Origin of the sequence: Fictibacillus barbaricus, from assembly GCF_014635025.1 — a bacterium.
GTDB lineage: Bacteria > Bacillota > Bacilli > Bacillales > Fictibacillaceae > Fictibacillus > Fictibacillus barbaricus.
In genome coordinates, this window is the sequence record NZ_BMCE01000002.1 from 1,236,851 (window position 1) to 1,262,756 (window position 25,906).

General features: G+C 40.5%; 26 protein-coding genes and 1 pseudogene. 6 read left to right on the forward strand and 21 right to left on the reverse strand.

Annotation, left to right across the window (positions count from 1 at the left end):
• Positions 1–4 precede the first annotated feature (4 nt).
• Both IEV52_RS15760 and IEV52_RS15765 read right to left on the reverse strand, forming a co-directional pair.
• Positions 5–691, reverse strand: coding sequence for a glycosyltransferase family 2 protein (locus IEV52_RS15760; RefSeq protein WP_188403448.1), 687 nt, complete (start codon positions 689–691; stop codon positions 5–7).
• 12 nt (positions 692–703) lie between these two features.
• The gene (locus tag IEV52_RS15765) at positions 704–2,059 is read right to left on the reverse strand and encodes a sugar phosphate nucleotidyltransferase (RefSeq protein WP_188403449.1); all 1,356 of its coding nucleotides are present in this window, start codon (positions 2,057–2,059) and stop codon (positions 704–706) included.
• Positions 2,060–2,256: 197 nt separating this feature from the next.
• Here IEV52_RS15765 and IEV52_RS15770 point away from each other — a divergent pair, with 197 nt between their 5' ends.
• On the forward strand, positions 2,257–3,306 hold the full coding sequence (locus IEV52_RS15770) for an NAD(P)/FAD-dependent oxidoreductase (RefSeq protein WP_188403450.1): 1,050 nt from the start codon (positions 2,257–2,259) through the stop codon (positions 3,304–3,306).
• Between the two features lie 309 nt (positions 3,307–3,615).
• On the opposite strand, the gene IEV52_RS15775 is transcribed toward IEV52_RS15770, so the two are convergent.
• Together IEV52_RS15775 and IEV52_RS15780 are read right to left on the reverse strand one after the other, a co-directional pair.
• Entirely contained in the window at positions 3,616–4,497 is an 882-nt protein-coding gene (locus tag IEV52_RS15775; protein WP_188403451.1) for an EamA family transporter, read from the reverse strand.
• A gap of 297 nt (positions 4,498–4,794) precedes the next feature.
• Complete coding sequence (locus IEV52_RS15780) at positions 4,795–5,349, reverse strand: helix-turn-helix domain-containing protein (RefSeq protein WP_188403452.1); 555 nt, start codon at positions 5,347–5,349, stop codon at positions 4,795–4,797.
• A 113-nt stretch (positions 5,350–5,462) separates the two neighbouring features.
• Between IEV52_RS15780 and IEV52_RS15785 the strand changes: the two genes are divergently transcribed.
• Both IEV52_RS15785 and IEV52_RS15790 read left to right on the forward strand, forming a co-directional pair.
• Positions 5,463–6,047, forward strand: coding sequence for a LysE family transporter (locus IEV52_RS15785; RefSeq protein ID WP_188403453.1), 585 nt, complete (start codon positions 5,463–5,465; stop codon positions 6,045–6,047).
• 162 nt (positions 6,048–6,209) lie between these two features.
• The gene (locus IEV52_RS15790) at positions 6,210–6,626 is read left to right on the forward strand and encodes a CHRD domain-containing protein (RefSeq protein ID WP_188403454.1); all 417 of its coding nucleotides are present in this window, start codon (positions 6,210–6,212) and stop codon (positions 6,624–6,626) included.
• Positions 6,627–6,866: 240 nt separating this feature from the next.
• Here the strand turns inward: IEV52_RS15790 and IEV52_RS15795 are convergent, their stop codons facing one another.
• The 5 genes from IEV52_RS15795 to IEV52_RS15815 all read right to left on the reverse strand — a co-directional run bounded on the left by IEV52_RS15795 (position 6,867) and on the right by IEV52_RS15815 (position 10,803).
• Entirely contained in the window at positions 6,867–8,162 is a 1,296-nt protein-coding gene (locus IEV52_RS15795) for an Nramp family divalent metal transporter (protein ID WP_229754315.1), read from the reverse strand.
• Positions 8,163–8,246: 84 nt separating this feature from the next.
• Positions 8,247–8,921, reverse strand: a complete 675-nt coding sequence (locus IEV52_RS15800; protein ID WP_188403455.1) for a 3-oxoacid CoA-transferase subunit B — start codon at positions 8,919–8,921, stop codon at positions 8,247–8,249.
• Positions 8,921–9,601 carry a CoA transferase subunit A gene (locus IEV52_RS15805; RefSeq protein WP_188403456.1) on the reverse strand — a complete coding sequence of 227 codons (681 nt, stop codon included), beginning with the start codon at positions 9,599–9,601 and terminating at the stop codon, positions 8,921–8,923. The genes IEV52_RS15800 and IEV52_RS15805 overlap by 1 nt, the downstream gene beginning before the upstream one ends.
• 231 nt (positions 9,602–9,832) lie before the next feature.
• Positions 9,833–10,168 carry a DUF3870 domain-containing protein gene (locus IEV52_RS15810; protein WP_188403457.1) on the reverse strand — a complete coding sequence of 112 codons (336 nt, stop codon included), beginning with the start codon at positions 10,166–10,168 and terminating at the stop codon, positions 9,833–9,835.
• A gap of 65 nt (positions 10,169–10,233) precedes the next feature.
• Positions 10,234–10,803, reverse strand: a complete 570-nt coding sequence (locus tag IEV52_RS15815) for a nitroreductase family protein (protein ID WP_188403458.1) — start codon at positions 10,801–10,803, stop codon at positions 10,234–10,236.
• Positions 10,804–10,986: 183 nt separating this feature from the next.
• Between IEV52_RS15815 and IEV52_RS15820 the strand changes: the two genes are divergently transcribed.
• Positions 10,987–11,301 carry a MerR family transcriptional regulator gene (locus IEV52_RS15820; RefSeq protein ID WP_188403459.1) on the forward strand — a complete coding sequence of 105 codons (315 nt, stop codon included), beginning with the start codon at positions 10,987–10,989 and terminating at the stop codon, positions 11,299–11,301.
• 38 nt (positions 11,302–11,339) lie between these two features.
• Here the strand turns inward: IEV52_RS15820 and IEV52_RS15825 are convergent, their stop codons facing one another.
• The 5 genes from IEV52_RS15825 to IEV52_RS15845 all read right to left on the reverse strand — a co-directional run bounded on the left by IEV52_RS15825 (position 11,340) and on the right by IEV52_RS15845 (position 17,880).
• Positions 11,340–12,038, reverse strand: coding sequence for an exonuclease domain-containing protein (locus tag IEV52_RS15825; RefSeq protein WP_308464574.1), 699 nt, complete (start codon positions 12,036–12,038; stop codon positions 11,340–11,342).
• A 23-nt stretch (positions 12,039–12,061) separates the two neighbouring features.
• Positions 12,062–13,039, reverse strand: a complete 978-nt coding sequence (locus tag IEV52_RS15830; protein WP_188403461.1) for a DUF294 nucleotidyltransferase-like domain-containing protein — start codon at positions 13,037–13,039, stop codon at positions 12,062–12,064.
• 60 nt (positions 13,040–13,099) lie between these two features.
• The gene (locus IEV52_RS15835) at positions 13,100–14,374 is read right to left on the reverse strand and encodes an ammonium transporter (RefSeq protein WP_188403462.1); all 1,275 of its coding nucleotides are present in this window, start codon (positions 14,372–14,374) and stop codon (positions 13,100–13,102) included.
• Positions 14,375–14,678: 304 nt separating this feature from the next.
• Entirely contained in the window at positions 14,679–16,415 is a 1,737-nt protein-coding gene (gene abc-f / locus IEV52_RS15840) for a ribosomal protection-like ABC-F family protein (protein WP_188403463.1), read from the reverse strand.
• A 553-nt stretch (positions 16,416–16,968) separates the two neighbouring features.
• A complete protein-coding gene (locus tag IEV52_RS15845; protein ID WP_188403464.1) occupies positions 16,969–17,880 on the reverse strand; it encodes an SDR family oxidoreductase in 912 nt (303 codons plus the stop codon).
• Positions 17,881–17,966: 86 nt separating this feature from the next.
• Between IEV52_RS15845 and IEV52_RS15850 the strand changes: the two genes are divergently transcribed.
• On the forward strand, positions 17,967–18,929 hold the full coding sequence (locus tag IEV52_RS15850; RefSeq protein WP_188403465.1) for a helix-turn-helix transcriptional regulator: 963 nt from the start codon (positions 17,967–17,969) through the stop codon (positions 18,927–18,929).
• A 32-nt stretch (positions 18,930–18,961) separates the two neighbouring features.
• Here the strand turns inward: IEV52_RS15850 and IEV52_RS15855 are convergent, their stop codons facing one another.
• Positions 18,962–19,864, reverse strand: a complete 903-nt coding sequence (locus IEV52_RS15855; protein WP_188403466.1) for a macrolide 2'-phosphotransferase — start codon at positions 19,862–19,864, stop codon at positions 18,962–18,964.
• A gap of 571 nt (positions 19,865–20,435) precedes the next feature.
• Here IEV52_RS15855 and IEV52_RS15860 point away from each other — a divergent pair.
• Positions 20,436–20,528: pseudogene (locus tag IEV52_RS15860) on the forward strand (IS3 family transposase); the annotation flags it as partial.
• A gap of 57 nt (positions 20,529–20,585) precedes the next feature.
• Here the strand turns inward: IEV52_RS15860 and IEV52_RS15865 are convergent.
• From IEV52_RS15865 to IEV52_RS15890, 6 genes are all read right to left on the reverse strand, one after another.
• The gene (locus IEV52_RS15865) at positions 20,586–20,882 is read right to left on the reverse strand and encodes a putative quinol monooxygenase (protein WP_188403467.1); all 297 of its coding nucleotides are present in this window, start codon (positions 20,880–20,882) and stop codon (positions 20,586–20,588) included.
• 18 nt (positions 20,883–20,900) lie between these two features.
• Positions 20,901–21,536 (reverse strand): nitroreductase family protein, encoded by a 636-nt coding sequence (locus IEV52_RS15870; RefSeq protein WP_188403468.1) that lies wholly within the window; start codon positions 21,534–21,536, stop codon positions 20,901–20,903.
• Between the two features lie 41 nt (positions 21,537–21,577).
• The gene (locus IEV52_RS15875) at positions 21,578–22,015 is read right to left on the reverse strand and encodes a MarR family winged helix-turn-helix transcriptional regulator (RefSeq protein WP_373869420.1); all 438 of its coding nucleotides are present in this window, start codon (positions 22,013–22,015) and stop codon (positions 21,578–21,580) included.
• Between the two features lie 381 nt (positions 22,016–22,396).
• Positions 22,397–22,594 (reverse strand): alpha/beta-type small acid-soluble spore protein, encoded by a 198-nt coding sequence (locus IEV52_RS15880; RefSeq protein WP_188403470.1) that lies wholly within the window; start codon positions 22,592–22,594, stop codon positions 22,397–22,399.
• 376 nt (positions 22,595–22,970) lie between these two features.
• Positions 22,971–23,873 carry an AraC family transcriptional regulator gene (locus tag IEV52_RS15885; RefSeq protein WP_188403471.1) on the reverse strand — a complete coding sequence of 301 codons (903 nt, stop codon included), beginning with the start codon at positions 23,871–23,873 and terminating at the stop codon, positions 22,971–22,973.
• 327 nt (positions 23,874–24,200) lie between these two features.
• Positions 24,201–25,832 (reverse strand): M4 family metallopeptidase, encoded by a 1,632-nt coding sequence (locus tag IEV52_RS15890; protein ID WP_188403472.1) that lies wholly within the window; start codon positions 25,830–25,832, stop codon positions 24,201–24,203.
• Positions 25,833–25,906 lie beyond the last annotated feature (74 nt).

Consider the following 25,906-nt stretch of genomic DNA (forward strand, 5'->3'; position numbering starts at 1 on the left):
TTTGCTATCCGAGAATGATGGGCTTGTAATCATCGGTTGAGCAAACAATCGAAGATTTTCTTTTTAGAGCGGTATTGCTAACATTCCAAGTGTGATGGTCAGATTGGGAAGATCGCAAGCAAACATAATGTTTTTTGTCTGCAGAAAACAATCTCAGCTTATTTTTTACACACTGTTTCAAAAAAACAGTATCTTCCCCAAGATTTAATTTGGGAAACTGGATAGTCTCGTATATTTTTTTATGAAAAAAAAGAGTTGCCCCCTTCAACCCTTGTCTGACAAACATGTTTTCCCGATTTGGATTGTTAATAACGAGTAACTTTTCATTCTCAAAATACATATAGACCGTCCTTTTACCTACAATATCTGCTTTCGTTTCTTGTAATGTTTCCATAGCATGTTCGAGGTAACCTGGAGCATAATAATCATCATCATCAAATTTTGCCACATAACTATATTTTGCTTTTTGAATGGCTGTATTTAAGCATTCACCAAGCGTCCACGTTTCAGGCCGCTGATAAACGGAGACATGTTTGTGCGCTTTTGCTGCCTCCTTCCATTTGTTTAAGTTCAAATCATCTCTATTTAAAATAATGATTAGTTCTTTCTCACTCCACATTTGATTGCTGTAGTTCTGGAACACATTGTCCATAAATCGTTCTCTCATCGTGCAGCATATTACTGAGATCATGACCATCCCGCCCTATTTACAGAATCTGACCGCCTCTTCCCATGAATAGGTAATTCGTGTGATGTCCTCTTCCGAAACTTTGGATCCAAGCTGAACCTCAATAAATTGGAGCGGCGTATCTGCTTTTACAGCATGTTTGGATCCTTGCGGGATTTGAAAAACATCACCAGCTTTAATACAGCTTAACTGATCATTTAAAATAATCTCCCCTGTTCCAGAAATGACAGTCCAAATCTCTTGTCTTTCCTGATGGAACTGATAGCTGATGTTGCGGCCAGGGAGAACACTTACGATTTTCGTTAAAGATTGCTTGCCTTCACTCGTTATCGATTTTTCTAAAACTTTATAGCTGCCCCACCGTTTTTCTGCATATCGTGGCGGGACATCTGTTATGAGCTTCTTAACCTCTGAGCTTCGTTTTTTGTTTGCGACAAGAATGCCATCAGGTCCTGCTACAATCATGCTATCTGATATTCCTATCACATGGATGGGTTGAGATAGTTCATTGATTATATGTGTATTTACCGTGTCAGCTGTAAGCTCGCATGGACCGAAAGCATATGATTTCATTTGTTTACTTATGGCCCCCCATGTCCCAATATCATCCCATTCTCCCTGATAAGGGATGACAATCGAACGATTGCTTTCTTCGGCCACTGCATGATCAAAGCTTAAATTAGGCAGCTCATCATAATTCTCAAGCATGCCATTATAATGGGTTGGAAGGCCTTTATCTTTTAGAAATTGAAGCATAAACCTAATTGAAAAAACATAGACTCCGCAATTCCATAACGCATTTTTCTTTATTAACTGCAACGCTTGTTTGGGGCTTGGTTTTTCAATAAAGTGACTGATGTGATAATAATCATCAGTCTTCTGTATGTCAGGAACAATATAGCCAAATTGATCAGAAGAAAATCTCGGTTTTACACCTATGTGAGCAAGGTCAGCTTTTGATTTCTGAAGAAAATGAGGTGTTTTTGTTACTAGCTGATAAAAGGATAGCTCTACGAAAATGTCAACAGGCAATACACAAACACACTCTTCAAGATTCGTTAGCAACGGTGTATTAAAAGAAGTGACAGCTAAAGAGATTGCAGAAAACGTACCCTTTGGTACAGGTTCACTAATGATTGGAATGTGATTTTCAAGCTGATTATGAATGATTTCCACTTGATCCTGAGTGGTAATAATGTGAGTAGACGAAAGAAGGCCAACAGAATCCAATTGTCTGCAAACTCTTTGGAGCATAGATTCATATTGGTTATTCTCCATACTTAACAGTTTCAGAAATTGTTTGGATCTAATCCGATTCGACAATGGCCACAGTCTTCTACCAGAACCACCAGATAACAGCAGAATTTTCATATGTCTCCTCCATACACCATTAATAAAAAGGCCTTTGCTATTCTATGAAGGTTCCTATTTCGATATGCAGTTGCCCCTTATCACTTCACTCCAAATTTTGCTCTTCTTTCCTTAACATATTGTCTTTCTTTAAAAACCATTGTATAGTTTAGTTGAGAATGATAATCAATATTACATGTTCCAAAGGAGCGGACATTATGGAGCAACCTGAAATTTTTGATGTTACCATTATTGGCGGAGGGCCTGCAGGTCTTTACTCTGCCTTCTATAGCGGACTTCGTGAAATGAAAACCAAGATTATTGAATTCCAGCCCCAATTAGGCGGAAAAATTCATGTGTATCCGGAGAAAATGATCTGGGACGTCGGAGGGCATACTCCGCTGCCAGGAGCAAAGCTGATCGAAAAACTGGTAGAACAAGGACTTACCTTTCATCCGGAGGTTGTTCTAAATGAAAAAGTAGATTCCATTACAAGAAATGAAGAAGACCTGTTTATTTTACAAGGTTCATCTGGTGAACAGCATTTTTCTAAAACTGTTATTGTAGCAGTTGGAAGCGGTATCTTAAATCCGCAAAAACTGGAGATTGAAGGTGCTGAAAGGTTTGAGGTTTCCAACTTAAACTACACCGTCAAATCTCTTCAGCATTTTAAGGATAAGACTGTCGTTATCTCGGGCGGCGGAAATACGGCTATCGACTGGGCAAATGAATTAGTTCCAATCGCAAAGAAAGTATACTTAACTTATCGAAAAGGAAACTTAGCTGGTCATGAGGCTCAAGTGACACAACTGATGAACAGCTGTGCTGACTGTATCTTTAACACTTCGATCTCAAAACTGTTTGCATGTCCAAACCACGAAGTGATTGAACAGATCGAATTGACCAACCATGAAACGGGTGAGATCTCCTACCTTCCTATTGATGAAGTCATTATTAATCATGGTTATGAACAAGATACTTCACTGCTGGGAAATAGCGGATTAAGTATTGAACTGGCAGACAACTTTTATATCGCCGGCAATGCCAATAGCGAATCATCGATTCCAGGACTATACGCTGCTGGAGATATACTAAAGCATGATGGTAAGCTAAACTTAATTTCTGGAGCTTTTCAAGACGCTGCAAATGCAGTGAACAAAGCCAAACAATTCATCCAGCCTGACGCTCAAAAAGTAGCTATGGTTTCTTCTCATAACGAAGTTTTCAAAGAGCGCAACCGTGAACTTGTAAAACAGATGGTGAGATAAACGTTCAAATATACTAGGGGTAACCGTAATTGGCGGACTAACAATCTCAACACTGTTAACGTTAGTAATTGTGCCAATTGTTTATGAATCCTTAATGAAAATAAAAAATAGAAAGAAAAAAGCATAAAATCAAGGGGCTGACTCAGGAGATATACAGGTCAGCCCTTGTTATTTTTAGTCTCAGATTGAGGAAACATGATTTATAGGCCCCTAAAATCACTTTTATAGTCAAATAAATTTATGGGCCTTCCATCAAATTTATAGTCCCTCAAATATTTATGGTCTTTTCGACAAAAAACCAGACATAAGCTAAGATTCCTTTTCGATCTTCCCGTTTTTATTACCAACAATTATTCCGGCTAATATAACACAAACACCGATCCACTGTAATGGACTGATCTCTTCAGCTAGTACAATTGCGGACAGGACCACTGCAACAGGAAGTTCAGAAGCTGTAAGTATAGTTCCTAGACCAGGTCCTACATGCGGCATGCCGATCGAAAAGAAAAACGGCGGCAAAACCACACCAAATATACCCAAGATCAATCCGTAAGGTGTAATATCCAGCAAGGTTGGTAAATCATTTAAAATAATGGGAGGAAATAATAAAACAGTAATGATCATGCCGCCGGTCGAAAGAAGGGCACTTTTTTGAATGGAGGGGACATTCTTGCCGATCATGCTGCTTAAAAGAATAAATAATGAAAAAGTAAAAGCAGCAAGTAACCCTAAGGCGGCTCCTTCCCAAGCAATTGGACCAGCACTTACCTTCAAAACTCCGGCAGCCAGAATGGATCCTGTAAGAAGGATTCCAATTGAAAGAAACTTTTCTGATGAGGGTCTTCTTTTATAAACAAACCATTCCAGAAATGTTCCCATCCAGATAAATTGAAATAAAAAGATAATCGCTAATGATGCAGGGAGCGTTTGTAAAGATTGATAATATAGCAATCCTGTTAATCCCATAGGTGTCCCGGCTAAGATGATTTTACCAGTTTGAATGAGACTGATTTTTTTCTTCTTTGTAAAAATCGTCACCATCCAAATCATGCTTGTTCCAAATAAAAATTGACTTCCCGATACCGCTGGCATCGTAAAGCCGGCGGAATAGGCTAGTTTTACGAAGGTGGATAATATTCCATAGCAGCAGCCACCAAGAAAAACCATTAAAGCGTAATGCCAATTTTTCATCAAAAAATTCTCCTTTTCGTTAAAATAGAAATAAAAGAAGCCACACGATTGTCTGACATAGACATCGTGTGGCGAAAATAGAGTTGCCTCTAAAAAAATCCACAAACTCACAAAGATTTTAGTATTCATTTCAGTTTTCATTATAACGTGATAACAAGTTGTTCACAATCATATCAAGCTTTTTTTGATTTAAATTGTCGTAATGAGGGCAGTATTGCACCTCTGTTTTGATTGTTGTAGATTGGAAATAACAGGGCTTCTTTAAAAACACAAACCCCGTTTTTATAAGACGGGGTTTTAAACGGGATAATAGATGATCATACTTAATCGAGTTAACGATCCACTTGAATTATGATAGGTATGAGGCCTGTCTGCCTTGAACCTTATGGAGTCCCCGCTTTTTACTGTATATTGCATATTATTTACACGGACCGTCAGTTCTCCTTCAAAAACGGTTATGAACTCTTCCGTTCCCTCCCTATGCGAATCGGCACATAACATTCCGCCTTTTTCAATCTCAACAGAATAAACCTCAAACCGTCTATCATCCTCAAAAGGAAAGTAGGGATAGACTCTATATTTTCCATTGTCTTCTGTTAAAGTTTGAATCTCGCTTCGCAAAACGATCTTTGTATCGGGCTGCGGATTATTGATAAGCGAAGTAAAGGAGATTTTTAATCCGTTTGCTATCTTCCAAATGGTCGTAATCGTAGGGCTTGACTCTCCTCTTTCTATTTGGCCGATCATCGTTTTGCTTACTCCTGTTAATTCAGCAACTCTCTCTAGGCTCATCTTCTTGCTTTCTCTTATCGATTTTAAGTTTTTTGCAAGAATAAGGTGTATATCTTCCATAAACACACTCCTGTTCATGTGTACAATATAGCGTCTATAATGTACAATAAAAAGTAAACCGCTATAGTGTTCGTTTCGATCATTATAACATACTTGCTGAAGGAGGCTCCAACATGCCATACTTATCGTTTCTTCTTTATGTGATTGTGACCAGCTTTACCCCTGGACCAAATAACATTATGGCAATGGTATTTGCGAATAAATACGGGTTAAAAAAGACAATCAGATTTTGCCTTGGGGTAGGTGCAGGTTTTTTTGTAATCATGGTATTAAGCAGTTATTTTAACCTTTTGCTTAAAAACTATATTCCAAAAGTTGAATCGATCATGTCCATTCTAGGTGCGATTTATATGGTGTACCTTGCTGTAAAAATTATAGCGAGCAAAGAAAAGGGTGATGACAGCAACGGAAATAAGAAATACGGCTTTGTAACAGGTATGCTGTTACAATTCATCAATCCAAAAGGTATATTATATGGCATAACCGCCATATCTACCTTTATCCTTCCCTATTACACTTCAAATCTCAGTTTGCTGTTATTTTCTATCCTTCTAGCTTTTGTAGGGTTTATGAGTACGATTTGCTGGAGTTTGTTCGGAGCCATTTTCAGCAGATTCTTATCTAAGTATAGAAGCCCGTTTAATGCCATAATGGCGCTGTTGTTAGTGTATAGTGCCGTTACGATCCTTATGGAATAAAAGTATTTAAGATTAACGGTTACTCCCCCTTTTTAAAAAAACAAAAGGCAGGTTTTTCGAATAATTTTAGTTTCGAATAGGACAAGTTACCATGCCAATCGTTGAACTGAACATATCATGGTATAAAAGCAATTTAATTGTTTTTAATGGGGAGTTGATGAGATGTCTTTGCGATTTTTTGCTAACTTAACCGGGAGAGAAGAAGTTCCTCCTGTCAGAACAATTGCAAGTGGTTCCACCATTTTTGAATTCAGTCCATGTTTTAAAGAGCTTCGCTTTAAATTAACGGTGAACTGTATTGAAGGTTTTACACAAGCTCATATTCATTTAGGTGCTAGAGGAGAAGAAGGACCTGTTGTCGCATTCCTTTTTGGACCGGTTGACCCTGGTATTGATGCTGAGAAGAAAGTGATCAAAGGGACTCTAACGAGAGCAGATCTTGTTGGCCCACTAGCTGGATTTCCTTTAAAAGAACTTGCGAAAAGCATGATAGCTGGACTCACTTATGTGAATGTGCATACTGAAGATTTTCCAGATGGAGAAATCAGAGGGCAAATAAAGCAAGAACCAATATGTTAATACCATAAATTGATAATAAAGAGCGGCCTATTTTTAGTCGTACTGAAACGACCTGATGAAAGCTTGCTCTTTTTTTTGGTCGAAGATCCGGAGTAAATTAAAAGACTCGTCATTTGACGAGTCTTTTTTATTTAACCTCAGGCAATTACAATGACAAAATCAATGTCATTTCCCTTATTAATTTTGAAAATGCACCTAAAAACGGAACCCTTTACGTTTAACACGGGGGCTTTCTTCCAATTAAAACAGTTTTTGCAGTTCATTAATTCCTAAGAACGCGAACATGAGTACACAACCGATTAATACAGCATTAGCCAGCCATTTATTTCGATACTCCGCTTCTACTTTATTAGAATTTAAAAGTACGAGGAGCGAAATTGCTAAGAATGGCATGAACAACGCACCCAACGCTCCATAAATAATGATTAATTGTACGGGTTTCCCAAAGTAAAAGATAAGCATCGGCGGAAATGTTAGCCACGCCAGGTATGCACGATAAGATGGATCCTTTTCAGATACTGGCTTAATAGAGCCAAGGTCCTCTTTTTTCGTTTTGATCGTTCTGACAAAATCGGCGAACAAGTATGGTACACCGTTCCAAACTCCAAGCAGCGATGTGAATGCTGCCGACCAAAAAGCAATGAGGAAGAGCCAACGCAGCGGTGTTCCAAATTCTTCACCAAGGAGTACAGCTAGCTTCAGCAAACCTTGATCTCCTTCAAGTTTCACATCTGTACCAAACAAGAACTTAGCACCGATAATAAGTGCTGCCATTGTAAAAATAGCGGTCATTACATACGCAGCTTTCGCATCCATTTTCATAACAGACAGCCAGCCCTTGCCGTTCCAGCCTTTTTCTTTTAACCAGTAGCCATAGGATGCCATCGTGATTGTACCGCCTACACCACCGATTAAACCAAGTGCTAACATCAACGAGCCATCCGGCATTCTCGGGACGAATCCTCCAGCGAACTCTCCGATTGAAGGCAGGAAAAGCAATGCTGTGCCGATGATCGTGATAAACATGATTCCGATCAAGAAAGTCATAATCTTTTCAAAAAGCAAATAACGGCCTGTCCATACGAGTGCGAAACCTAATAATGAATGAATGACTGCCCATGCCCAGATCGGCATGATTGGAAACATTGCATGCATACCCAATCCGCAGGTTAGAGCTGCAGCAGCACCATAAATATACCCCCAGATGACCGAATAGATTCCAAAATAACCTGTCGCCCATTTACCAATAATGTGCCATCCTTGCAGGATCGTCTGTCCTGTCGCTAAGTACCAGCGTCCGACTCCTTCATTTAAAAAGTATTTTAAAATAGCACCAATTATAATAGCCCAAACGAATGTCATTCCGAATGACGTTCCGATGACAATCGCTGTGATCATATCTGCCGTACCTACACCTGTTGCAGCGACGACAAATCCTGGCCCGATCATCTTCAGTTTTTGCCCAAATGTTTGAGGGGGTGTGCTTTGAGCTGAGACTGTGTTCAAATCTTGGTCTAAGTTTACTTCACTTTTCACATGCAACTCCTCCTTTAATGATAACGACTAGAAAACGCTTACAAAATAGTCTATTAAAATAGTATTCACTTATTATGACACATTTCAGAAAATTTCATCAACTGTATTTGTTAGATTCTTGATGTTTACTTCAAAGGAAGCTTCAGTATGCTGTACGACTTCTTCTAATTCCACACCTGGCATCAGTTCGATGAGCGTGCAGCGTCCTTCTTTAAACTGAAATACACCTAGGTCTGTAATGAGCACATCGATTTTACGAATGGACGTTATAGGATACGTGCAGAGTTTGACAAGTTTAGACTGACCTTCTTTGTTAGTGTGCATCGTAGTAGCGATGATTTTTTTCGCTCCCGCCATTAAATCCATCGCACCGCCTACTCCAAGAATATTTTGTCCAGGAATGGCCCAATTGGCGATACATCCGGTTTCATCAACTTGCAGAGCCCCAAGGATCGCTACATCAATATGTCCGCCTCGAATCATACTGAATGATTCCGCACTGTCAAAGTAAGAAGCCCCAATCGTTTCTCCGACCGGCAGTTTTCCCGCATTTACGATAAGCGGGTCTATTTCGTCTTCTTCAAATATATCTTTAACACCCAGCAGCCCGTTTTCTGTATGAAGAAAAATATCCTCTGAATTTATGAACTTACTGACGAGAGTTGGTATACCGATCCCAAGATTAACGATGGAACCTGGTATAATTTCCTTCGCTGCACGCATAGCAATTCTCTCTTTTGATGTAGCATCAGCACTCATCAAGATACCACCCCTTCCTTTGATAGAATTTTATTACTTATTACCAATGCATCAACATAGAGATGCGGTGTAACGATCTCTTCCGGATTAAGGCTTCCGTTTTCAACAATCTCGTCCACTTCTGCAATCACAAAACGTGCGGCTGTTGCCATCATCGGATTGAAATTTCTCGCGGTCTTGTAGTATGTAAGATTGCCTAGTTTATCAGCTTTGTGTGCACGGATGAGGGCAACGTCTGCAGTTAGAGCTTCTTCAAAGGAATAGAGCTCACCATTGATTTCGCGAGTCTCTTTTCCTTTTGCGATCTCCGTGTTTACACCTGTTTTCGTATAAAAACCACCTATCCCAGCACCACCTGCACGAATAGATTCAGAGAATGTACCTTGCGGCAAAAGTTGTATCTCGATGCCACCTGCATGATACTTCTCTCCTACCTCTCGATTACTAGTAAAATAAGAACCTATCGCTTTCTTAATCTTTCCTTGCCGCAGCAGCATCCCAAGTCCCTTTCCCGCTTCACCGAGATTGTTCGAGATGATGGTCAGATTCGTTGCATCGTGATCAGTTAAGGTTTCAATCAGCGACAATGGTGCGCCGACTAACCCGAATCCTCCAACCATCACAGTCGCTCCAGTTTCTACATGATGCACGGCTTCCTTTAAACCTCTTACTTTGTTCAAAGGCTCTACCTCCTGTACTGTTTTTAAAAATTAGACAACAAAAAAAGCCCGCACTTAACCACAGTAAAAAGGAAACATGGTATTTCCCTACTTACAATGGATAAGCTAGGCTTTCTTAATTTCTGTGAAATGGGTGTGTTTCACCATTAAGAAGACACTATCCGTTCGTAGACTTCAAGTTCTTCAATTGTCTATTCTTACTATACCAGACGAAAAAAAGGTCAGCAAGCATTATTCTGAATGTTTTGTCTTTTCCATATATCGTTTGTACGCTGCTTTAACAGCAACGACAACTGAATTGGTTGAAGGGGTATAATAGTGGGTTTCAATTCTTTTGATCAAATCATCAATACCATTTGATAAGTCATAATTCACAATCACTCTTCTAAGAAAGTCCTTCGCCAGATCGGTGACAAACGTAAATTCCGCATTCACTATTTTATTTGTTTCTGTGTCAATCTCCATTACAATACCGGATGTTTTGTAGATTTCGTACATGGAACTTCCCTGTGGTGCTTTCGCATAACCCGTTACTAGGACAGTTTTCATTTCTGTTAATTGGCTCATGAAACCTTACCACCCTTTTTATTCTATATTTTATCATCATAATATGAGCGGTAATACGAATTTATTTAATCCATCCACACCGTATAGTTTTTGTATCCTGTTTTTTTTACTGTTTTAGGATTCATATCTGGATACCCTAAATAAATAAATCCTGCAAGTTCTCCTTTTGCCGTCAGTCCAAAGAACTCTTTCACTTTTGTGTGATATGCCACAGCACCGGTTCTCCAGATGGCCCCTAACTCTAAAGCATGTGCTGTGAGCAGCATATTTTGAATGGCGCTATGGACGGCTGCGTACTCTTCAATCTGAATCACGTTCTTCTTATCGCTCGGTTCCACTCCAACTGCAATAATAACAGGTGCCCTGAGAGGATTGTTCCTGGATTTTTCAGCTTTCTTGTCGAGTTTTTCTTGATCAAGACCTATGTTTTCAGATCTTGTAATCCCTTCTAAAACTTCACCTAACTCCTTTCTGCTCTCCCCACTTAACACAAAAAAGCGCCAAGGCTCTGTTCGGTAATGGTTTGGTGCATAGGTCGCTGCTTCCAGTATTTTTTCAATGAGCGATTTTGGGACCGGATCATCCTTTACTTTTCCGACACTTCTTCTAGTCCTGATCGCATCGAAGGTTTCCATCTCCACTCCTCCCTTTCTTAACAGATATTCTGGGACATCGGTGAATAGAATAAAGTTGGACTCACCTTAATTTCACATTGGAATAAAATATATGTAAGAAAACCTAACATAAATATGATACAATAAATCACAAATATTTAGAATTATCTGGTTAGGTACTTTTTTTAGCTTAGGAGGATAACAATGTCTGTTGATAAAACATCCTATAAAGATAAAAAAGTCATGTCGATCGGCATTATCAGTGAGCTAACCGGATTATCTGAGCGTAAGATCCGGTACTACGAAGAAAGAAAACTGATTTTTCCAGATAGAACAGGAAAAGGAACCCGCAAGTATTCTTTTTCTGATGTCGAGCGGCTTATGGAAATTGCTGATCAGATCGAGGACGGGGTACAAACGTATGAGATTAAAAAGGAAATGACGAAGAAGCAAAAACGAGATGAACGGAACAAGATGATTCGTGGTCAGATCAATGCACAATTTAATATGAGAAATTAAAAAACAGCTGGCTCCCCAATCATAAGGTGCCAGCTGTTTTATCGTGATAGCCGTTCATACACTTCTCTTAAATTCTTTATACCTAATGCTTGTATTCTTTCAACATAAATACTCCAAAGTTGAGCGGTCATCTTCGCATCCCCTAAGGCATGATGCCGATCAACGACAGGTATGCTGCAGTGTTCACAACAATCCTCTAATCGGACAAGATTCACATTTGGTTCGGCTAATTTCAGCAGAAATGAAGTATCTACTATTCTATGCTTAAATTGACTCCTAAAGAGCTTCCAGTTGAAATGCTGCAGGAATTTCTTTTCATGACTCGCATGGTGTGCGACGAGCACCTCTCCTTTTACAAAATCATAAAAATCCACCAGCACTTTTGATAACTCTGGAGCTTCAGCAAGATCACTCTCCTCAATCCTTGTAAGCTCTTTGATTTCTGGTGTAAGTTCACGGCTGCAGTGAACCAGGGAATAAAAGGTATCCTCCAGCACCTCTCCCCCTTTTACCTTAACTGCCCCGATCGATAGAATTTCGTCCCCTTGCTCCGGGAAGAAACCTGTTGTTTCGAGATCAAAAACGACCACGGTTAATTCACTTAGTGGGACAACTAAACTTTCTTCCACCTTCAATTCTTTTTCAAGCTGTCTCAAAAAAGCGACGTGCTGCGGGCTTGATTGTCCTTGCAGTGAAGCATACACACTTGAATTAATCTTCCCTTGGACTTGTTTCATGAACTGAATGAGCGGATTCATCCTCATTTACGCATCATTCCCTGGATTACAGCCTGTGTATAGTCTTGCAGTCTTTGTCCGTTTAGTAGAATTTGCTTCATGTCTTTTTTTTCATCCTTGGGAAGTTCTTTTACATCTAAGTAATGTATATCATCATAGTTTTCCGTCATTTTTTTATGGTACTGAAGGCGGTAATGAAGCAGCTTTTCAAATTCACCCTTACACCAGCTTAAGTCTCGCTGATAGTTGGGGAGCTTTGTCAGCTCTTCAATTCTTGAAAGTGTTGACGTTGCATTCACACTTTCTTTAAGCGCAAGCAGACGAATATTATTCACATACGGAAAAAAGCCAGATTGCTTAAGATCAATGCTTCCTGCATACGAGCCATGTGTTTCAGTTAAAAACTGATGGAAGAAACCGACTGCTTTCTTTACATGCTGTGTGTTCTCTAACAGCCTCTCAAGAAAATGAGGATTTTGGTTCGTATAATCGTGTACGTGTTGTTTGAGTTCAAAGATATATTCCTCTTCCCCAACGAGAACTCGCGCATCATAGAAGATAAGAAGGAAGCGAATGCTCTCAAAGCTTTCTTCTTTCAGCCACTTAGAAAGCTGCTCGTTCCATTTTGATTTTGATTTGCACCAAACAGGATTTGAACTCATTACATTTCCATCACAAAAGGGATAGCCTGCTTCATTTAAACCATCCGCTAATTCCTTACCTAAACGTATAAAATATTGAGCTGCACTTTCGCTATCCTCCTCATAAACCAAACCATGGTCTTGATCTGAGATGATGGCCTGTTCAAACCTGCCTGCACTTCCCATTACAAACCAGGAATAAAGACAAGGCGGCGGTCCGTGTAGCGCCTTTTGTTTTTTTAGTGCAGTCTCAAAGACTTTCTTCATCACTGAATCATGAAATACGTTTAATGCTTGTGATGACGCATCATGTTTTTCCAGTTCAGTGTCACGCCATTTTTTTATCGTTGTATAAGACATTTCTTCACATCCCATGTGATAAAAGCATTGAGGAAATGCCCCCAATGCTCATATCCACTATTAATTTGCAATTCTATTTTTCTCTTCGTTCGTAATGAACGCTTCTGGATAACCGTAGTTTCCGTGTTCACTAACGTCCAAACCGATAATCTCTTCTTCCTCAGAGACACGAAGTCCTTTCATCACTTTTTTCATCGCATATAAAAGGATGAAGGAGACGGCGAACGCGTAAAGTGCTGACACAGAAACACCCATCGCCTGAACACCAAGCTGTGAGAATCCACCGCCATAGAATAATCCTGGCTTACCTACTGCTGCAAGTTCTGGTGTCGCGAATAATCCAGTCGACAAAGTCCCCCATACTCCTGCTGCACCGTGAACGCTAAGCGCGTAAATCGGATCATCCACTTTTAACTTATCGAAAAACTTAACGCTGTAGAATACAAGAATCCCTGCCACAAAACCAATCAATACAGCTGCCCACGTTTCTACAAACGCACATGATGCTGTGATGGCAACAAGTCCTGCTAACGCCCCGTTCAGAATCGTCGGAATATCAGATTTACCAAGTACCATCCAAGAAATAATAAGTGCAGCAATTGCTCCAGCTCCAGCAGCAATGTTCGTGTTTAACGCTACAAATCCGAAAAAGCCATCATCAACAACAAACGTACTCCCTCCATTAAAACCAAACCATCCTACCCAAAGAACAATAACCCCTAATGCTGTGTAAACTTGATTGTGTCCAAAGATATTGTTGGTTGTACCATTTTTATTGAACTTTCCGATACGCGGTTTAAGTAAAATTGTTGCCGCGAAAGCAGCCATCGCACCTGTTAAGTGAACAACTGTTGAACCCGCAAAATCTTGCTTGCCATGTTCGGCTAACCACCCGCCGCCCCATATCCAATGCGCCACAACCGGATAGACAAGCACTGAGAAAAGGATCGCAAACACAAGGTATGCAGATAACTTTGCACGTTCTGCAAAACCACCAAATGCGATTGTTAGCGAGATTCCTGCAAAGGCTAACTGGAATAAGAAGAATGCCGCTGTAGAATAAGGCATACCGTCGGCTTGATCACCCGAATAGAAAAAGTCAGATAACCCGATAAAAAAATTTGAATTACCCCCAAAGATGAATCCATAGCCAACAGCCCAGAATACGATGGACGCTAACCCAAACGTAAAGACCGTCTTACCAGCAATGTGTCCCGCATTCTTCATTCGTGTCGAACCTGCTTCGAGTAGGATGAACCCACCTTGCATCAAAATAACAAGAAGTGCACCTAACACAAGCCAGACACTGTTTAACGAAAACATGATTTCTTTCATTTGAACGCCCCCTGCTTAACTGTTTCTTTTCATTTTATACAGTTCTGGCGCAGATTCCACACCCATGTTAGATAATCTGACATGATTTTTCCCAGAGGGATCGATTACATAAAAAAGCTAACCTTTCGAGATCAGGATCAGCTATCCTCTTTAAACAATTTTGGATTGGTTGATCGACTTTTATTTAATACAACATCGGGCTATGCTCTTTTGCCCCACTCTATAGCGAGATGACAATTTCTCGGGTTCATCCTTGTATAGTAAATAGAACAAAGCCAGGCGACAATTCCCACCTGGCTTTTCTTTACGCTTTAGATTTTTGGATGAGCTCCCTTTTTCTATCCATTAAATCTTTTAATTCGCGATCGACTTGAATGTACTCATCTGTACCCATCTTATAAAAACTGATTTTCCCGAGTAATTCCGTGATTTTGTTCTCTACTAACACCAGTTCTTCTGTTTGGGATTGATCTGTACCTTCGGATTTTCTGCTTTTCTTTTCCTCGTATTCTCCAAGCCCCATCTCGACCCTCTTTATCTGCTGATTTTCAATAACTAGCAATTTATCGCAAAGTTTCTCAACAAAAAAGCGGTCATGTGAAACAATAATGAGAGTTCCGTTAAAATCACTCAAAGTTTCTTCAAGCTGCTCCCGGCTCGGCAGATCCAAATGATTCGTCGGTTCATCCAAAATGAGAACATCGTATTCTTGTAAAATCATTAAAACAAGTTTGACACGCGTTCGTTCTCCTAAGCTTAAGTGACTAATGGGTTTTGAGAGCTTTTGATCCTCGATACCCATGTTGGCAAAAATTGTCCTGGCCTGTGTTACCTGATGTTTCTCCTCCAGATCAAAGTATTCATAGATGGTCTTTTCTTCAGGCATATCACTTACATCTTGAGAGAGGTAGGCAATTTTCATCGATTCACTTTTCCAGATGGACCCGCTTGAAATCGGTTCGTCCTCAAGCAGCATTTTAATAAAGGTTGTCTTCCCCGCTCCGTTTGCTCCTTGCAGCGCTATTCTCTCGCCATGCTTAATATAGAAATGACTTTTTTCAAATAAAACGCGGTCGCCAAACTGCTTGGTTAATCCGCGTGCTTCTACCAGCCGCTTCCCTCTTTTACCAGAGGTATCAAACTGAAAGAACACATCTGTTTCTTCCTTCGGTTTATCTATGCCTGTTTTAGACAATTCCAAGTTCAATCGATTCAACTTTGATTTCACCTGGTTATCTTTTTTCTTCGCTTTTACCCGTTCATATTCCCGGAGACCAATCAGCCGATTTTCAGAAAGAGAGCCTCCTTTACCCGCTTCCCGGTGTGCTTTTTCAGACCATGCCTTTAACGTATTTACTTGCTGCTCGATCATCTGGATCTTTCTTTGCTGCTTCTCATAATCACGCTTTTGCTGCTCATACCGTCGCTGTTTTTCAGCCCGATATGCCGAATAGTTTCCATCATAGATCGTCAGCTTGCCATCTTCAATCTCAAAGATCTTATGAACCGTCTGATCTAAAAAGTGGCGGTCATGAGAGATTATGATTGCCGCACCAGCGTAATCGTTCACCTCTTCTGTCAGCCATCCTATTCCCTGAAGATCAAGGTGATTGGTGGGTTCATCTAGAATCAAGAAATCTGGATGGTTTGCCCAGATTTTCGCGATCGATAATTTCAAACGTTCACCACCGCTTAAATGGTGCAACTCTACCGTTTCTAACAGATGTTTTTGAAGCCCTAATCGTTTACTCGTTCTTAAAAGCTCTTCACCAGATTCTCTCATCTCTTTTTCCACATCCAGCATGTAATCCGTGGATTGCGGCAGGAACCCCATGTTTAAATGTGCTGGCCATGTCGTAATTGACCCTTTATCTTGTTCTACACGTCCCATAAGCATGTTCACTAATGTAGTTTTTCCACTCCCATTCCAACCGACTAAACCGATCTTCTCACCTTGCCTTATTTCAAATGAAATCTCTTTTAATAATTCTCGTTCACCAAATTTTTTCTGCAATCCTTTGACTTGTAATACTGTAGTCATGCAGCTCACCTCTTTCATCTTATTAATGACGGAGGTCGCAAAAAAACCTCCCTGGAGCCCAGAGAGGTTGGTTGGTTCGCACATATATGCTTTTACACGTATCCAAATAACACAAAAACAGAATATGTTTTGTGTGAACTCATATTGGAAATGATGGTACTCGTGTACGCAAAATGGGCAGACTTATCCTATTCTCCAGGTCTCACTATTTTGAGTTAGCCTAAGAAAATAAGAGTTTTCCACATCAGCGTAGTACCGTTCCTTTCCCATATGACTTCTTCTTACAGTAATTAGTATATTTTCGGCAGTAAAAAATGTCAATCTACTTCCCAGAATGAAATCAATTAAAGGAAAATATAGGAATCACAAAATAGATTTATGATTTAGCTGAAGGTCGATTTGAATGATAATCCTAGAAATTAAGTCAATAATCCGGCGAGATTTTGAGTTAATCCGGCGAGATTTAAACATATATCAGCGGGTTGACAAGTTTCGACAAAGCCCCCTTAAGTGTGCATAGTATGTAAAAGGCGTATTTGGCACGCCTTTTTCTTTATCTGTATCTTTTCGTGTCAGCCGGTTTTCCTGCCTCTACTACTTCGACTAAATAACGCCAGCAATCCGGCTGTGATCCATCCACATCATATACGTCATATCTTTTAGCGAGCCCTCCGCTTGATAGAGATTTCCCGTTCCACTCATGACGCTGCTCATCAACTGCTAAAGCTGCCACCGCACGTCCGACAAAACGCGGTGATTCAGATATCGCAAAATGCGGATCTTTCCCTGTCCCGTCTCTCCAGTTTTCTTCTGTTACCCCAAAAGTCTCAAGCATGATCTCTGAACGGATCCAGCCAGGCGTTAACGAAACCGCGGTGCATTTATATGGTGCAAGTTCGTGTGAAAGAGCTCTTGCCATGCGGTTAACCGAACTCTTCGCTAGGTCATAAAACATTGACAACCTGTAATTTTTATCGTTGTATTCTTCTGTTCCATCTGTCATCTCAACGACCAATCCACCTTCATTTTTTATCAAGAGTGGCAGAGCAAAGTGACTTGTAGTTAGATGTGTTTCAACAGCTAACCGCAACATTCGGAGACCTTTTTCTAAAGAATGCTCCCAGACCGGTTTATTCCACTCGATTAAATACTCACCGCCCCAAATGTCGTTTACCAAAATATCTAATCTTCCCTGTTCGTTTTCAATCTTTTGGATCAGTGCCTTTACTTGCTCGGGTACAAGGTGATCCACTTGAATCGGAATGCCGATGCCACCTAACTCGTCTACAAGATCAGCGGTTTCTTCAATCGTTTCCGGGCGGCCATATTCAGAAACTTCGTTACGTGTAGTCCGCCCCGTAATATAAACGGTCGCTCCTGCCGCCCCTAGTTCCATTGCGATTCCTCGTCCTGCTCCTCTTGTACCACCAGCTACAAGTGCTACTTTTCCTTTTAATGGTTTCATTTGCAATCGCCCCTTGTTTTGAATTATCTTTAGTGTAAATCATAATGTTGACACCTAATGTCATATTAAAACCATAGGAGAAATAGATGAGAGCAGACCGATTAATCAGCATTTTATTGCTTCTTCAAAATCATCAAAAGATGACAACAAAAGCTCTGGCAAAAGAATTAGAAGTCACCGAACGAACAGTCCACCGGGACATGGAAGCGCTAAGTGCAGCAGGAATACCTGTTCTAGCGGAACGTGGAAAATATGGTGGGTGGCGGCTTGTGGATCAATACCAAACACGACTGACAGGATTAAAAGAAGACGAGATGAAAACATTGTTTCTTTCCCCGTCTGTTCAGCATTTAAGTGATCTAGGTTTCATGAAAGACTGGAAAGAAGCGCGTCAAAAGCTTTTAGCCGTCCTTCCAAACCCTATGAAATCAAAAGCAGATGATATGTTGAACCGCGTCCATATCGACACAGATACATGGAGACAAACGAAAGAAGAAGTCACCGCACTTAACACCTTGCAGCAAGCAATATGGGAAGAACGAAAGCTGCAGATAAGTTACGAAAAACCAAATAAAGAAATCACAGAAAGAATTGTGGAACCATTAGGATTAGTAGCAAAGGGCCGAACATGGTATTTAATTGCACGATCAACCGGGGACATCAAAAGTTTTCGGGCATCCAGAATTAAATCAGCAAAATTATTGATCGATACATTCGAACGGCCACCCGGCTTTCTGCTGGCCGAGTATTGGGAGCAATCCAAACAACGTTTTATTAAAAATCTCCCAACCTTTGAAGTGAATGTAGAGGTATCGTCTTCGATCCTTCCCCGCCTAACGTTTACCGGCCGTTTCGTTCAGGTGGTGAACACCAATGACGAGAACAAGGATGGCTGGATACCAGTCAAACTCTTATTCGAAACGGAGCAAGAAGCAAGAGAATATATCTTAGGATTCGGAAATCAAGTCAGGATCGTGCAGCCCGTTTCACTCATCGATTCAGTTAAAAAGATGGCGGAGGCTGTGCTCAATTTATACAAAAAAGACTGACCTCATCTTAGAGATCAGCCTTTATAAACGTCTTATTCTACACCCAAGACTTGTTTCGCCATATTTTTATATTCGCCTAGTCCAGATTTCAAAGCAAATTCAGCTATTGCAATCGGATAAGTCGCAGTAAGCTCGATTACATGCTCCTTCATTTTTGGCCACACATATCCACCCGCTTTTTCATAATGGTAAATTAAGCGCTCTAGTGCCTCGTCCCCAAACGTACGATAATGAGGAACGAAATCATTCGCGATATCTGTAACAGATGCTTCTGTCCAATCAATAAAACCAGTCACTCTCGCTGTCTCTTTATCGATCAGAATATGACCCGCATGCAGATCTCCATGAACGAGGCCCGTTTGTTTTGGCCAGAACGAGTCTTCTGTAACCCAAGCCTGCCATCTTTCCCAAAGTTCAGAGCTGACACCGAATTCAGCTTTTACATTATCCATTTTTTCTTTCATCGACGATCGCGCTTCCTCAGCGTTTTGTACGGTTAACCACTTCGCGTTCATAGCCTGCCGTGCAATGGCATGCAGGGAAACCATCGCCCTTGCCAGGGTTTCATTAAAGAGATCCGGTACATTCTTTTCATCCAGTTCCCAAATATAGGCTCGAGCAGTATGGTCAATCGTTCCTGCTGGTATACCGCTTAGCTGTTTATACCCAATCAGCTCGTTCGTAAATATGCTCCAGTTTGGCACTTGCACTGAGATGAAAGGAGCAATCAAGTCCAATGTTTTCTTTTCCTTCAAAGTTCCAGTTACAACATCTTCTCTTCTCGGAATGCGAAGTACCCAGTTCTCTCCTTCTTGATCTTCTGCAAAAACAGCTAAGAAATCTAGTCCAGATTCATTAAAGGTCAAGGAATTCTCTTTTACCTCTAAACCGTGTTTCTTTGCTAATTCTAAAACGCGCTCTTTTGCTACTGACATGTTCTACACTTCCTTTTTCAATTATTTGTAAAAAATAACAAGACACAGCCACGATACCTGTGAGAGTAAATGAAAAAGGACATATTTGAAGAAACCTAAACCAGGCCTCGATGTTTTTAAAAATGAACGGTACGTGTTTTTATAGTTGTTACACGTTCACAGATAGAAGTAAGTTTTCACCGATAAAATTCTCATTTTCGCCGATAAATTGCAACTACCCCCGAAAATAGACAAACTTTCGCTGCTAGAACTGCTATAATCGCCGGTAAGTTCTTTTTAACGGTGTTTTTTTACAGCAAAAAAGAGGGCAGACTCCTCCCCCTCTTTTTTCACCTTATCATTATCCGTAAAATAAAGGTTTCCTAAAAATAGGCAGACCAATCCCATTTACTCTCCACAGGCAGAGAGCCTTTAAACGTATTTAATTAACGGTTCAAAGTTGGGAATCGAAGTCTCATAGACGCTATCAAAAGGAAAACCTCCATTTCTTTAAAAGTTACCTTTAATTTAACATGGCAATCAGATCGTTGACAACCTTTAGCTAAGGATCAAGTATTCAAATAAGCTTGCGTATATCCATTATTACAACCACAAACGAATTAAGGCGAAATTAAAAGGCCTGAGTCCGGTTCAATACCGTACTCAGGCCCAAGAAGCCGTCTAATATTTTTGTCTAACTTTTTGGGTTCAGATCAATACTATGGCTTCCTTTTCTAATGATTTATCTTTCTACTTCTTGTCCTGCAAAGATCTTCACATCAGTTGGAGCCGCCATAAAGCTTTGCGCCTTTTGGCCAAACTGAATGTAATGTTCGCTTGTGTTATGGCTTTCAACCGCTTCTTGGTTTTTCCATACTTCTATCATCATGTACGCTGACTCTGTTTCTGTGTCTTTCATTAGATCATATTGCATGTTTCCACTCTCTCTACGAGATGCTTCTATCAGTGTTTTTACCTCATTTAAGAACTCTTCTTCTTTCTCTTTTAGTACCGTTAATGCAGCATGAATGATTATCATGATCGCATCTCCCCTTTCTTATCTCCACTCAGTTGTTTCTTCTACCGATAGACGAACGGATTGGTATCCTTTGTCTGCTGCTTTACCGATCGAGATCAGCATAACTGGGAAATAACGTTCTTTATCTAGACCAAACGCTTCAGCGATCTTGTCTTTTTCGTAACCGCCGATTGGGTTTGTATCATAACCATGTGCACGAGCTACTAACATAAGCTGCATTGAAACTAGACCTGCATCGATCAAATTCATGTCTTCAACCTGTTCTGGTGGCATCTGTTGCAAGGAACCACGGATAGCTGGTACTTGTTGATCTCTTACTTCTTGAGGCATGTACCCTTCAGCCACCGCTTTATCATAAATTTTTTCCAAATAGTCCAAGCTGTTGTTGTCTGCAAATACAGCGATCACTGCTGCAGAAGATTCTACTTGTCTTTGGTTGAATTTCGCAAGTGGTGCTAAAGTTTCTTTACCTTCTGGTGTATCGATCACCATAAAACGCCAAGGCTGTAAGTTAACAGAAGATGGTGCAAGTGATGCTTCTGTTAAAATCTCTTTCATCTCCTCTCTTGAAATTTTTACAGATGGGTCATAGTTTCGAATGGAACGGCGGCCCGTAATAATTTCATGGAAATCGTTAATTTTAGTTTGTTGCATATTGCATTCCCCTTTATGTCTTAATCTTAGATGTATAGGTGTTACTCAAATCTTTCAATGTTGTGCTGAATGCGCGTTAACATGTCGAGAAGAACTTTTCTCTCCTCAGCTGAAAAGTCATTTAAGACACCTGAGATAAACCTCTCTTTTTCTTCTCGGTAGTGAATGATTCTCGTGCGGCCTTCCTCTGATAAAGAAACATAAGTAAACCGCTGATCATCAGGGTTCTTCCGTCGGATAACCATCCCTTTTTCTTCGAGTTGTTTAAGATGTCTTGTAACTGCAGCATGGTCGATATTTACTTTCTTCTGAAGGGCTCTTTGGCTAATTTCTTCCACTTCATACAGTTCATGCAAAAGTTCCAATCGAGTTTGACTGATGCCAGTACAGCTTTCAAACTTAGGCGCTGTGCGGCGGTGGATCTCGTACAATCGGTTAATGATCTTCTCGTCTTCTATATTTGAGTTGGACAAAAACATCCCTCACCTTCATTAATTGATAGCTCAATCATTGATACGTCAACTAATATAAAACACTTCATTACTTATGTCAAACGTTTAACTTTTTCTATGTAAAAATAAGGCTGTTTTCTTAACCTTTGTTACTCTTTTGAAGTGGTTGATTTCCGTTTCAGGTTGCTCGCTTTCCGCGGGGCGTGCGGTGAGCCTCCTCGGCCCCTTGCGCCTTTGGGGTCTCACCTGTCCCGCTGCTCCCGTAGGAGTCTCGCACCTTACACTCCAATCATCTTGTCAATGAAGACTCTTGCAAAAATGACCAAAAGCAGTAATCTTTTATAAAAGAAACAAAAACAAAGAGGCTATCTGCGTTTAACAGATAGCCATAGCCATGATATTTAATTATTAGCGTCCGCTAAATTGAGATTGAGCTTGTGCAACTAGACGTTTAGTGATTTCTCCACCTACAGATCCGTTAGCACGAGAAGTAGTGTCCCCACCAAGTTGTACACCGAACTCAGAAGCGATTTCATACTTCATTTGGTCGATAGCTTGTTGTGCACCAGCAACTAATAATTGGTTTGAGCTGTTGTTATTAGCCATGTTGATTTCACCTCCTCTTGTTGGATTAAGATTATAATCCCACAATCAAATGTTCTTATGCGCTACCGTTAAAGGTAGTATTTGTTAAAAAGAGAGGTGACATCGTCCTTAGGGTAAAACCAATAGGCAAACATTCATTTTCTAAATATATCTTTAGAGTTACCCAAAGTTGAGTAATTATTCCAATTGAGGTCTAAATGAGTGAATAGTGATGAAAAAGGATGCAATACTAATGAATAGACAGATATTCATCTTTTAGTATGCTCATTCTTATTACCTAACACTTTTTTAATAATTTCTTATTTAAACACAAAATTCCCATACAATATGAGAAAACACCCCCTTTGCTCGTAAGCAAAAAGGGTGCATCCACTTGTTATTTAACTTTTACAGCTTTCTTTACAACTGGAATGTATATGTCGATCTGTTTGTTGTCTTTTCCGTAACAGCGTTCATCATATAACTCAAATTCAACTTTTCCGTTATGCTCATAACCTGAATCCGGGAACCATTTAGAGAAAATTTTAACCCATGTTTGTTGAATGGACTGTGTAAAGTTTTCCTCTGATGCTTTTGGAGTTGTAAATACAGCGTACTCCATTTCAGGAAAACTTCTATATGACAATCCTTCTGGAGCTTGTGTTCCTTCCGCCACTTCCATACCGATCATGTAAACGAACTCACCGGTTGTTGTATTGTAGTCTGTACACAATCCAAGTTCTTGATTTTGATGTAACGGATTAGGAATCTGTGCGCCAAGGTTGTTTTGGATATAGTGCTGCCAAAACTTAGGGACCTCTCGATTATTCTCACCATCCGTGTTTCTTGTCTTCAAGTCATACCCGATGATGTGGAACGCAGGCTTCTTAATCAGTTTCATATCCATGTTCATTCCTCCTGTATAACGATTTATATTCAGGTAAGCTCTTTGATGAAGAGAAATGGGATGAACTATTGCACTGCGATACTCCCGAGGTGAACGGCCGTAGTACTTTTTAAAAGCACGGTTGAATGACTCATGATACTGAAATCCAAGATCAAACGCAATATCGACTACTTTGTCTTCGGATTGCAGCAGACGCAGCGCCGCATGTGTGAGCCTTCTCTTCCGGACATACTCCATTACCGACTCACCGACAAGAAACTGAAACACCCGATGATAATGAAAAGGTGAGAAGCAAGCGAGCTCTGCCAGCCCCTCTAACGTAATTCTTTCGTGCAGGTTCTCTTCAATATAATCGAGTGTCCGCTGAATGCAAACTTCATAATCCATCTCCATCACCTACCCTACGTCTATCATATACACGAACATTTATTCGTTCTTAACCTTTTTTGCTAAGTTCCACCTTCTTTTTCTTTTCGACATTGGTAGAATGAATCCTTTTTGATGGTTGTGTCAGAAAAACCTCTTTTAAGAGGGCAATAATTCACTAATTCAAGAAATTTTGCTGTTATTCCGGCGAGTTTTGGAAATAATCCGGCGAATTTCGAACTTATTCCGGCGAGTTTTAGCCATATATCGGCGAGTCTACATATTTCGACATCCTCCCGACATATTGCCTATACAAAAAAGCTAGAGCCAACAACTCGGCTCTAGCTCTTAATATTATTGAATCCCTACTGCGTTAAACGCCTGGTTTACGGATGTCACTTCTTGAGAGGTTGCACCGTACAAGTCAGTTGCTGCACGTACAGCTGCTGCTCTCGCTTGGCTGAAGTTAGAAGATGATGTTAAATAAACTGTGTTCATACGATAGAAGATCGCCCCTAGCTTAGCTTGTCCGATTCCAGTCACTGATACACCATAGTGACTGCCTCCCTCACTTAATAGATATGCGGCCTTGTTGATGATCCCGCTGTTGATATGAACGCCTCCGTTGTCACCAGTTCCGGTATAGCGAACAGAGTAGTGGTCAGGATCTTGGTATTTTGCCGGATCAGACATAGAACGCAGTGCATCTCCTGCCGTACCAGGTGTGTAGATATCTTCCCCAATCTCAAAGTCAGGATTCTTGCCATTATAGTACTCTACCAACGTTCCGAAAATATCAGACATCGCTTCGTTCAGAGCACCTGATTCGTTTTGATAAACTAGATCAGAACTTGTATCGGTTACCGCATGTGTAAGTTCATGAGCCACTACATCGATACCGCCTGATAGCGGAATGAAGGTTGTCCCATCACCATCCCCATACACCATCTGCGATCCATTCCAGAACGCATTGTTATAGTTTTGATCAAAGTGAACGGACGATTTGATCTGCGCTCCTTTGTTATCATAAGAGTTTCGGCCGTGTGTGTTTTTATAATAATCGTACGTAAGACCTGCAAAATAATGCGCATCTACAACCGCTTGATCGTACGTGCTGTCAAAAATATTATCTGTTCCGCTGTACAGCGTTCCTGGCAGGAAGAATTGAGGAAGGAATGTGCTGTTCTTCATATCATACGTAAAGATTCCGTTTCCTCTTGTGTTGTCTTGCATATAGTATTTACCGCTCGATAGTGTGAGGTTCAACGTTTTAGAGTCTCCTAAAACTCCCTTTCCAGTTCCAGTTGTATTCGTTCCTGTTACTTCGTGCATATCATTGTAACGGTGAAGGATATCACCTGATGCTGCATCGATAAAGTAGTTCCAGTTCCCTGGCTCTGGTGTTAAAAAGTTTAAGTTCACTAGATAGGCGTTATGGGCCGTACCATCTTTTATGAATACTACTTTTTCTGCTTTATGCGCTTTTTCGAATTGAGGGGTTATGCCGAGTGCAGTTGTTGCGATCCCCACTGCTTTTTTTCCGCTGATTTGCTTCTTGCTTTTTAAGTTCCCCTGCTTGTCCAAATCTGCAGCAACTTCACCCGAAATAACGGTAAGCTCACCATTTTTATTAATGTGTGCGACTTGTGTGTATCCCCAAACCGGAACTCCGTTGTGCTCTTGTTGAAGTCTTAGAATTGTATTGCCGTCCGCTTCTTTCGTGCTTTCTAGGATCTGGAAAGATTCTTCTGCTTTTTTGTTCCCTAGTTTAAAAATAGACTTATGGCTGTTTACGTATTCAAAAAGAACTTCTTGTGCTGATGCTTTTGATGGAGCCGATAATTTACCTGCTAAAAAGGCTGGTGTTCCAGACTTGCTGTTTACTTTCACCTTTACTTGTTCCGTCGCTGCCGAAGCTGGTGACCCAAAAGCTCCAGCTATTAATGATGCCGCAATCCCCATTGCAACCCACTTTTTCTTTCTCATTGCCATTCCTCCATTTTCCTTTTTCAGTAAATGATCTAGCAAGCAACATCATAGCACCTTTCAGAATCTATTTA

Coding starts and splice junctions, on each gene's coding strand:
- IEV52_RS15760 (WP_188403448.1), bottom strand. CDS start 691: ATGATCTCAGTAATATGCTGCACGATGAGAGAACGATTTATGGACAAT.
- IEV52_RS15765 (WP_188403449.1), bottom strand. CDS start 2,059: ATGAAAATTCTGCTGTTATCTGGTGGTTCTGGTAGAAGACTGTGGCCA.
- IEV52_RS15770 (WP_188403450.1), top strand. CDS start 2,257: ATGGAGCAACCTGAAATTTTTGATGTTACCATTATTGGCGGAGGGCCT.
- IEV52_RS15775 (WP_188403451.1), bottom strand. CDS start 4,497: ATGAAAAATTGGCATTACGCTTTAATGGTTTTTCTTGGTGGCTGCTGC.
- IEV52_RS15780 (WP_188403452.1), bottom strand. CDS start 5,349: ATGGAAGATATACACCTTATTCTTGCAAAAAACTTAAAATCGATAAGA.
- IEV52_RS15785 (WP_188403453.1), top strand. CDS start 5,463: ATGCCATACTTATCGTTTCTTCTTTATGTGATTGTGACCAGCTTTACC.
- IEV52_RS15790 (WP_188403454.1), top strand. CDS start 6,210: ATGTCTTTGCGATTTTTTGCTAACTTAACCGGGAGAGAAGAAGTTCCT.
- IEV52_RS15800 (WP_188403455.1), bottom strand. CDS start 8,921: ATGAGTGCTGATGCTACATCAAAAGAGAGAATTGCTATGCGTGCAGCG.
- IEV52_RS15810 (WP_188403457.1), bottom strand. CDS start 10,168: ATGAGCCAATTAACAGAAATGAAAACTGTCCTAGTAACGGGTTATGCG.
- IEV52_RS15815 (WP_188403458.1), bottom strand. CDS start 10,803: ATGGAAACCTTCGATGCGATCAGGACTAGAAGAAGTGTCGGAAAAGTA.
- IEV52_RS15820 (WP_188403459.1), top strand. CDS start 10,987: ATGTCTGTTGATAAAACATCCTATAAAGATAAAAAAGTCATGTCGATC.
- IEV52_RS15825 (WP_308464574.1), bottom strand. CDS start 12,038: ATGAAACAAGTCCAAGGGAAGATTAATTCAAGTGTGTATGCTTCACTG.
- IEV52_RS15830 (WP_188403461.1), bottom strand. CDS start 13,039: ATGTCTTATACAACGATAAAAAAATGGCGTGACACTGAACTGGAAAAA.
- IEV52_RS15835 (WP_188403462.1), bottom strand. CDS start 14,374: ATGAAAGAAATCATGTTTTCGTTAAACAGTGTCTGGCTTGTGTTAGGT.
- abc-f (WP_188403463.1), bottom strand. CDS start 16,415: ATGACTACAGTATTACAAGTCAAAGGATTGCAGAAAAAATTTGGTGAA.
- IEV52_RS15845 (WP_188403464.1), bottom strand. CDS start 17,880: ATGAAACCATTAAAAGGAAAAGTAGCACTTGTAGCTGGTGGTACAAGA.
- IEV52_RS15850 (WP_188403465.1), top strand. CDS start 17,967: ATGAGAGCAGACCGATTAATCAGCATTTTATTGCTTCTTCAAAATCAT.
- IEV52_RS15855 (WP_188403466.1), bottom strand. CDS start 19,864: ATGTCAGTAGCAAAAGAGCGCGTTTTAGAATTAGCAAAGAAACACGGT.
- IEV52_RS15865 (WP_188403467.1), bottom strand. CDS start 20,882: ATGATAATCATTCATGCTGCATTAACGGTACTAAAAGAGAAAGAAGAA.
- IEV52_RS15870 (WP_188403468.1), bottom strand. CDS start 21,536: ATGCAACAAACTAAAATTAACGATTTCCATGAAATTATTACGGGCCGC.
- IEV52_RS15875 (WP_373869420.1), bottom strand. CDS start 22,015: ATGTTTTTGTCCAACTCAAATATAGAAGACGAGAAGATCATTAACCGA.
- IEV52_RS15880 (WP_188403470.1), bottom strand. CDS start 22,594: ATGGCTAATAACAACAGCTCAAACCAATTATTAGTTGCTGGTGCACAA.
- IEV52_RS15885 (WP_188403471.1), bottom strand. CDS start 23,873: ATGGAGATGGATTATGAAGTTTGCATTCAGCGGACACTCGATTATATT.
- IEV52_RS15890 (WP_188403472.1), bottom strand. CDS start 25,832: ATGAGAAAGAAAAAGTGGGTTGCAATGGGGATTGCGGCATCATTAATA.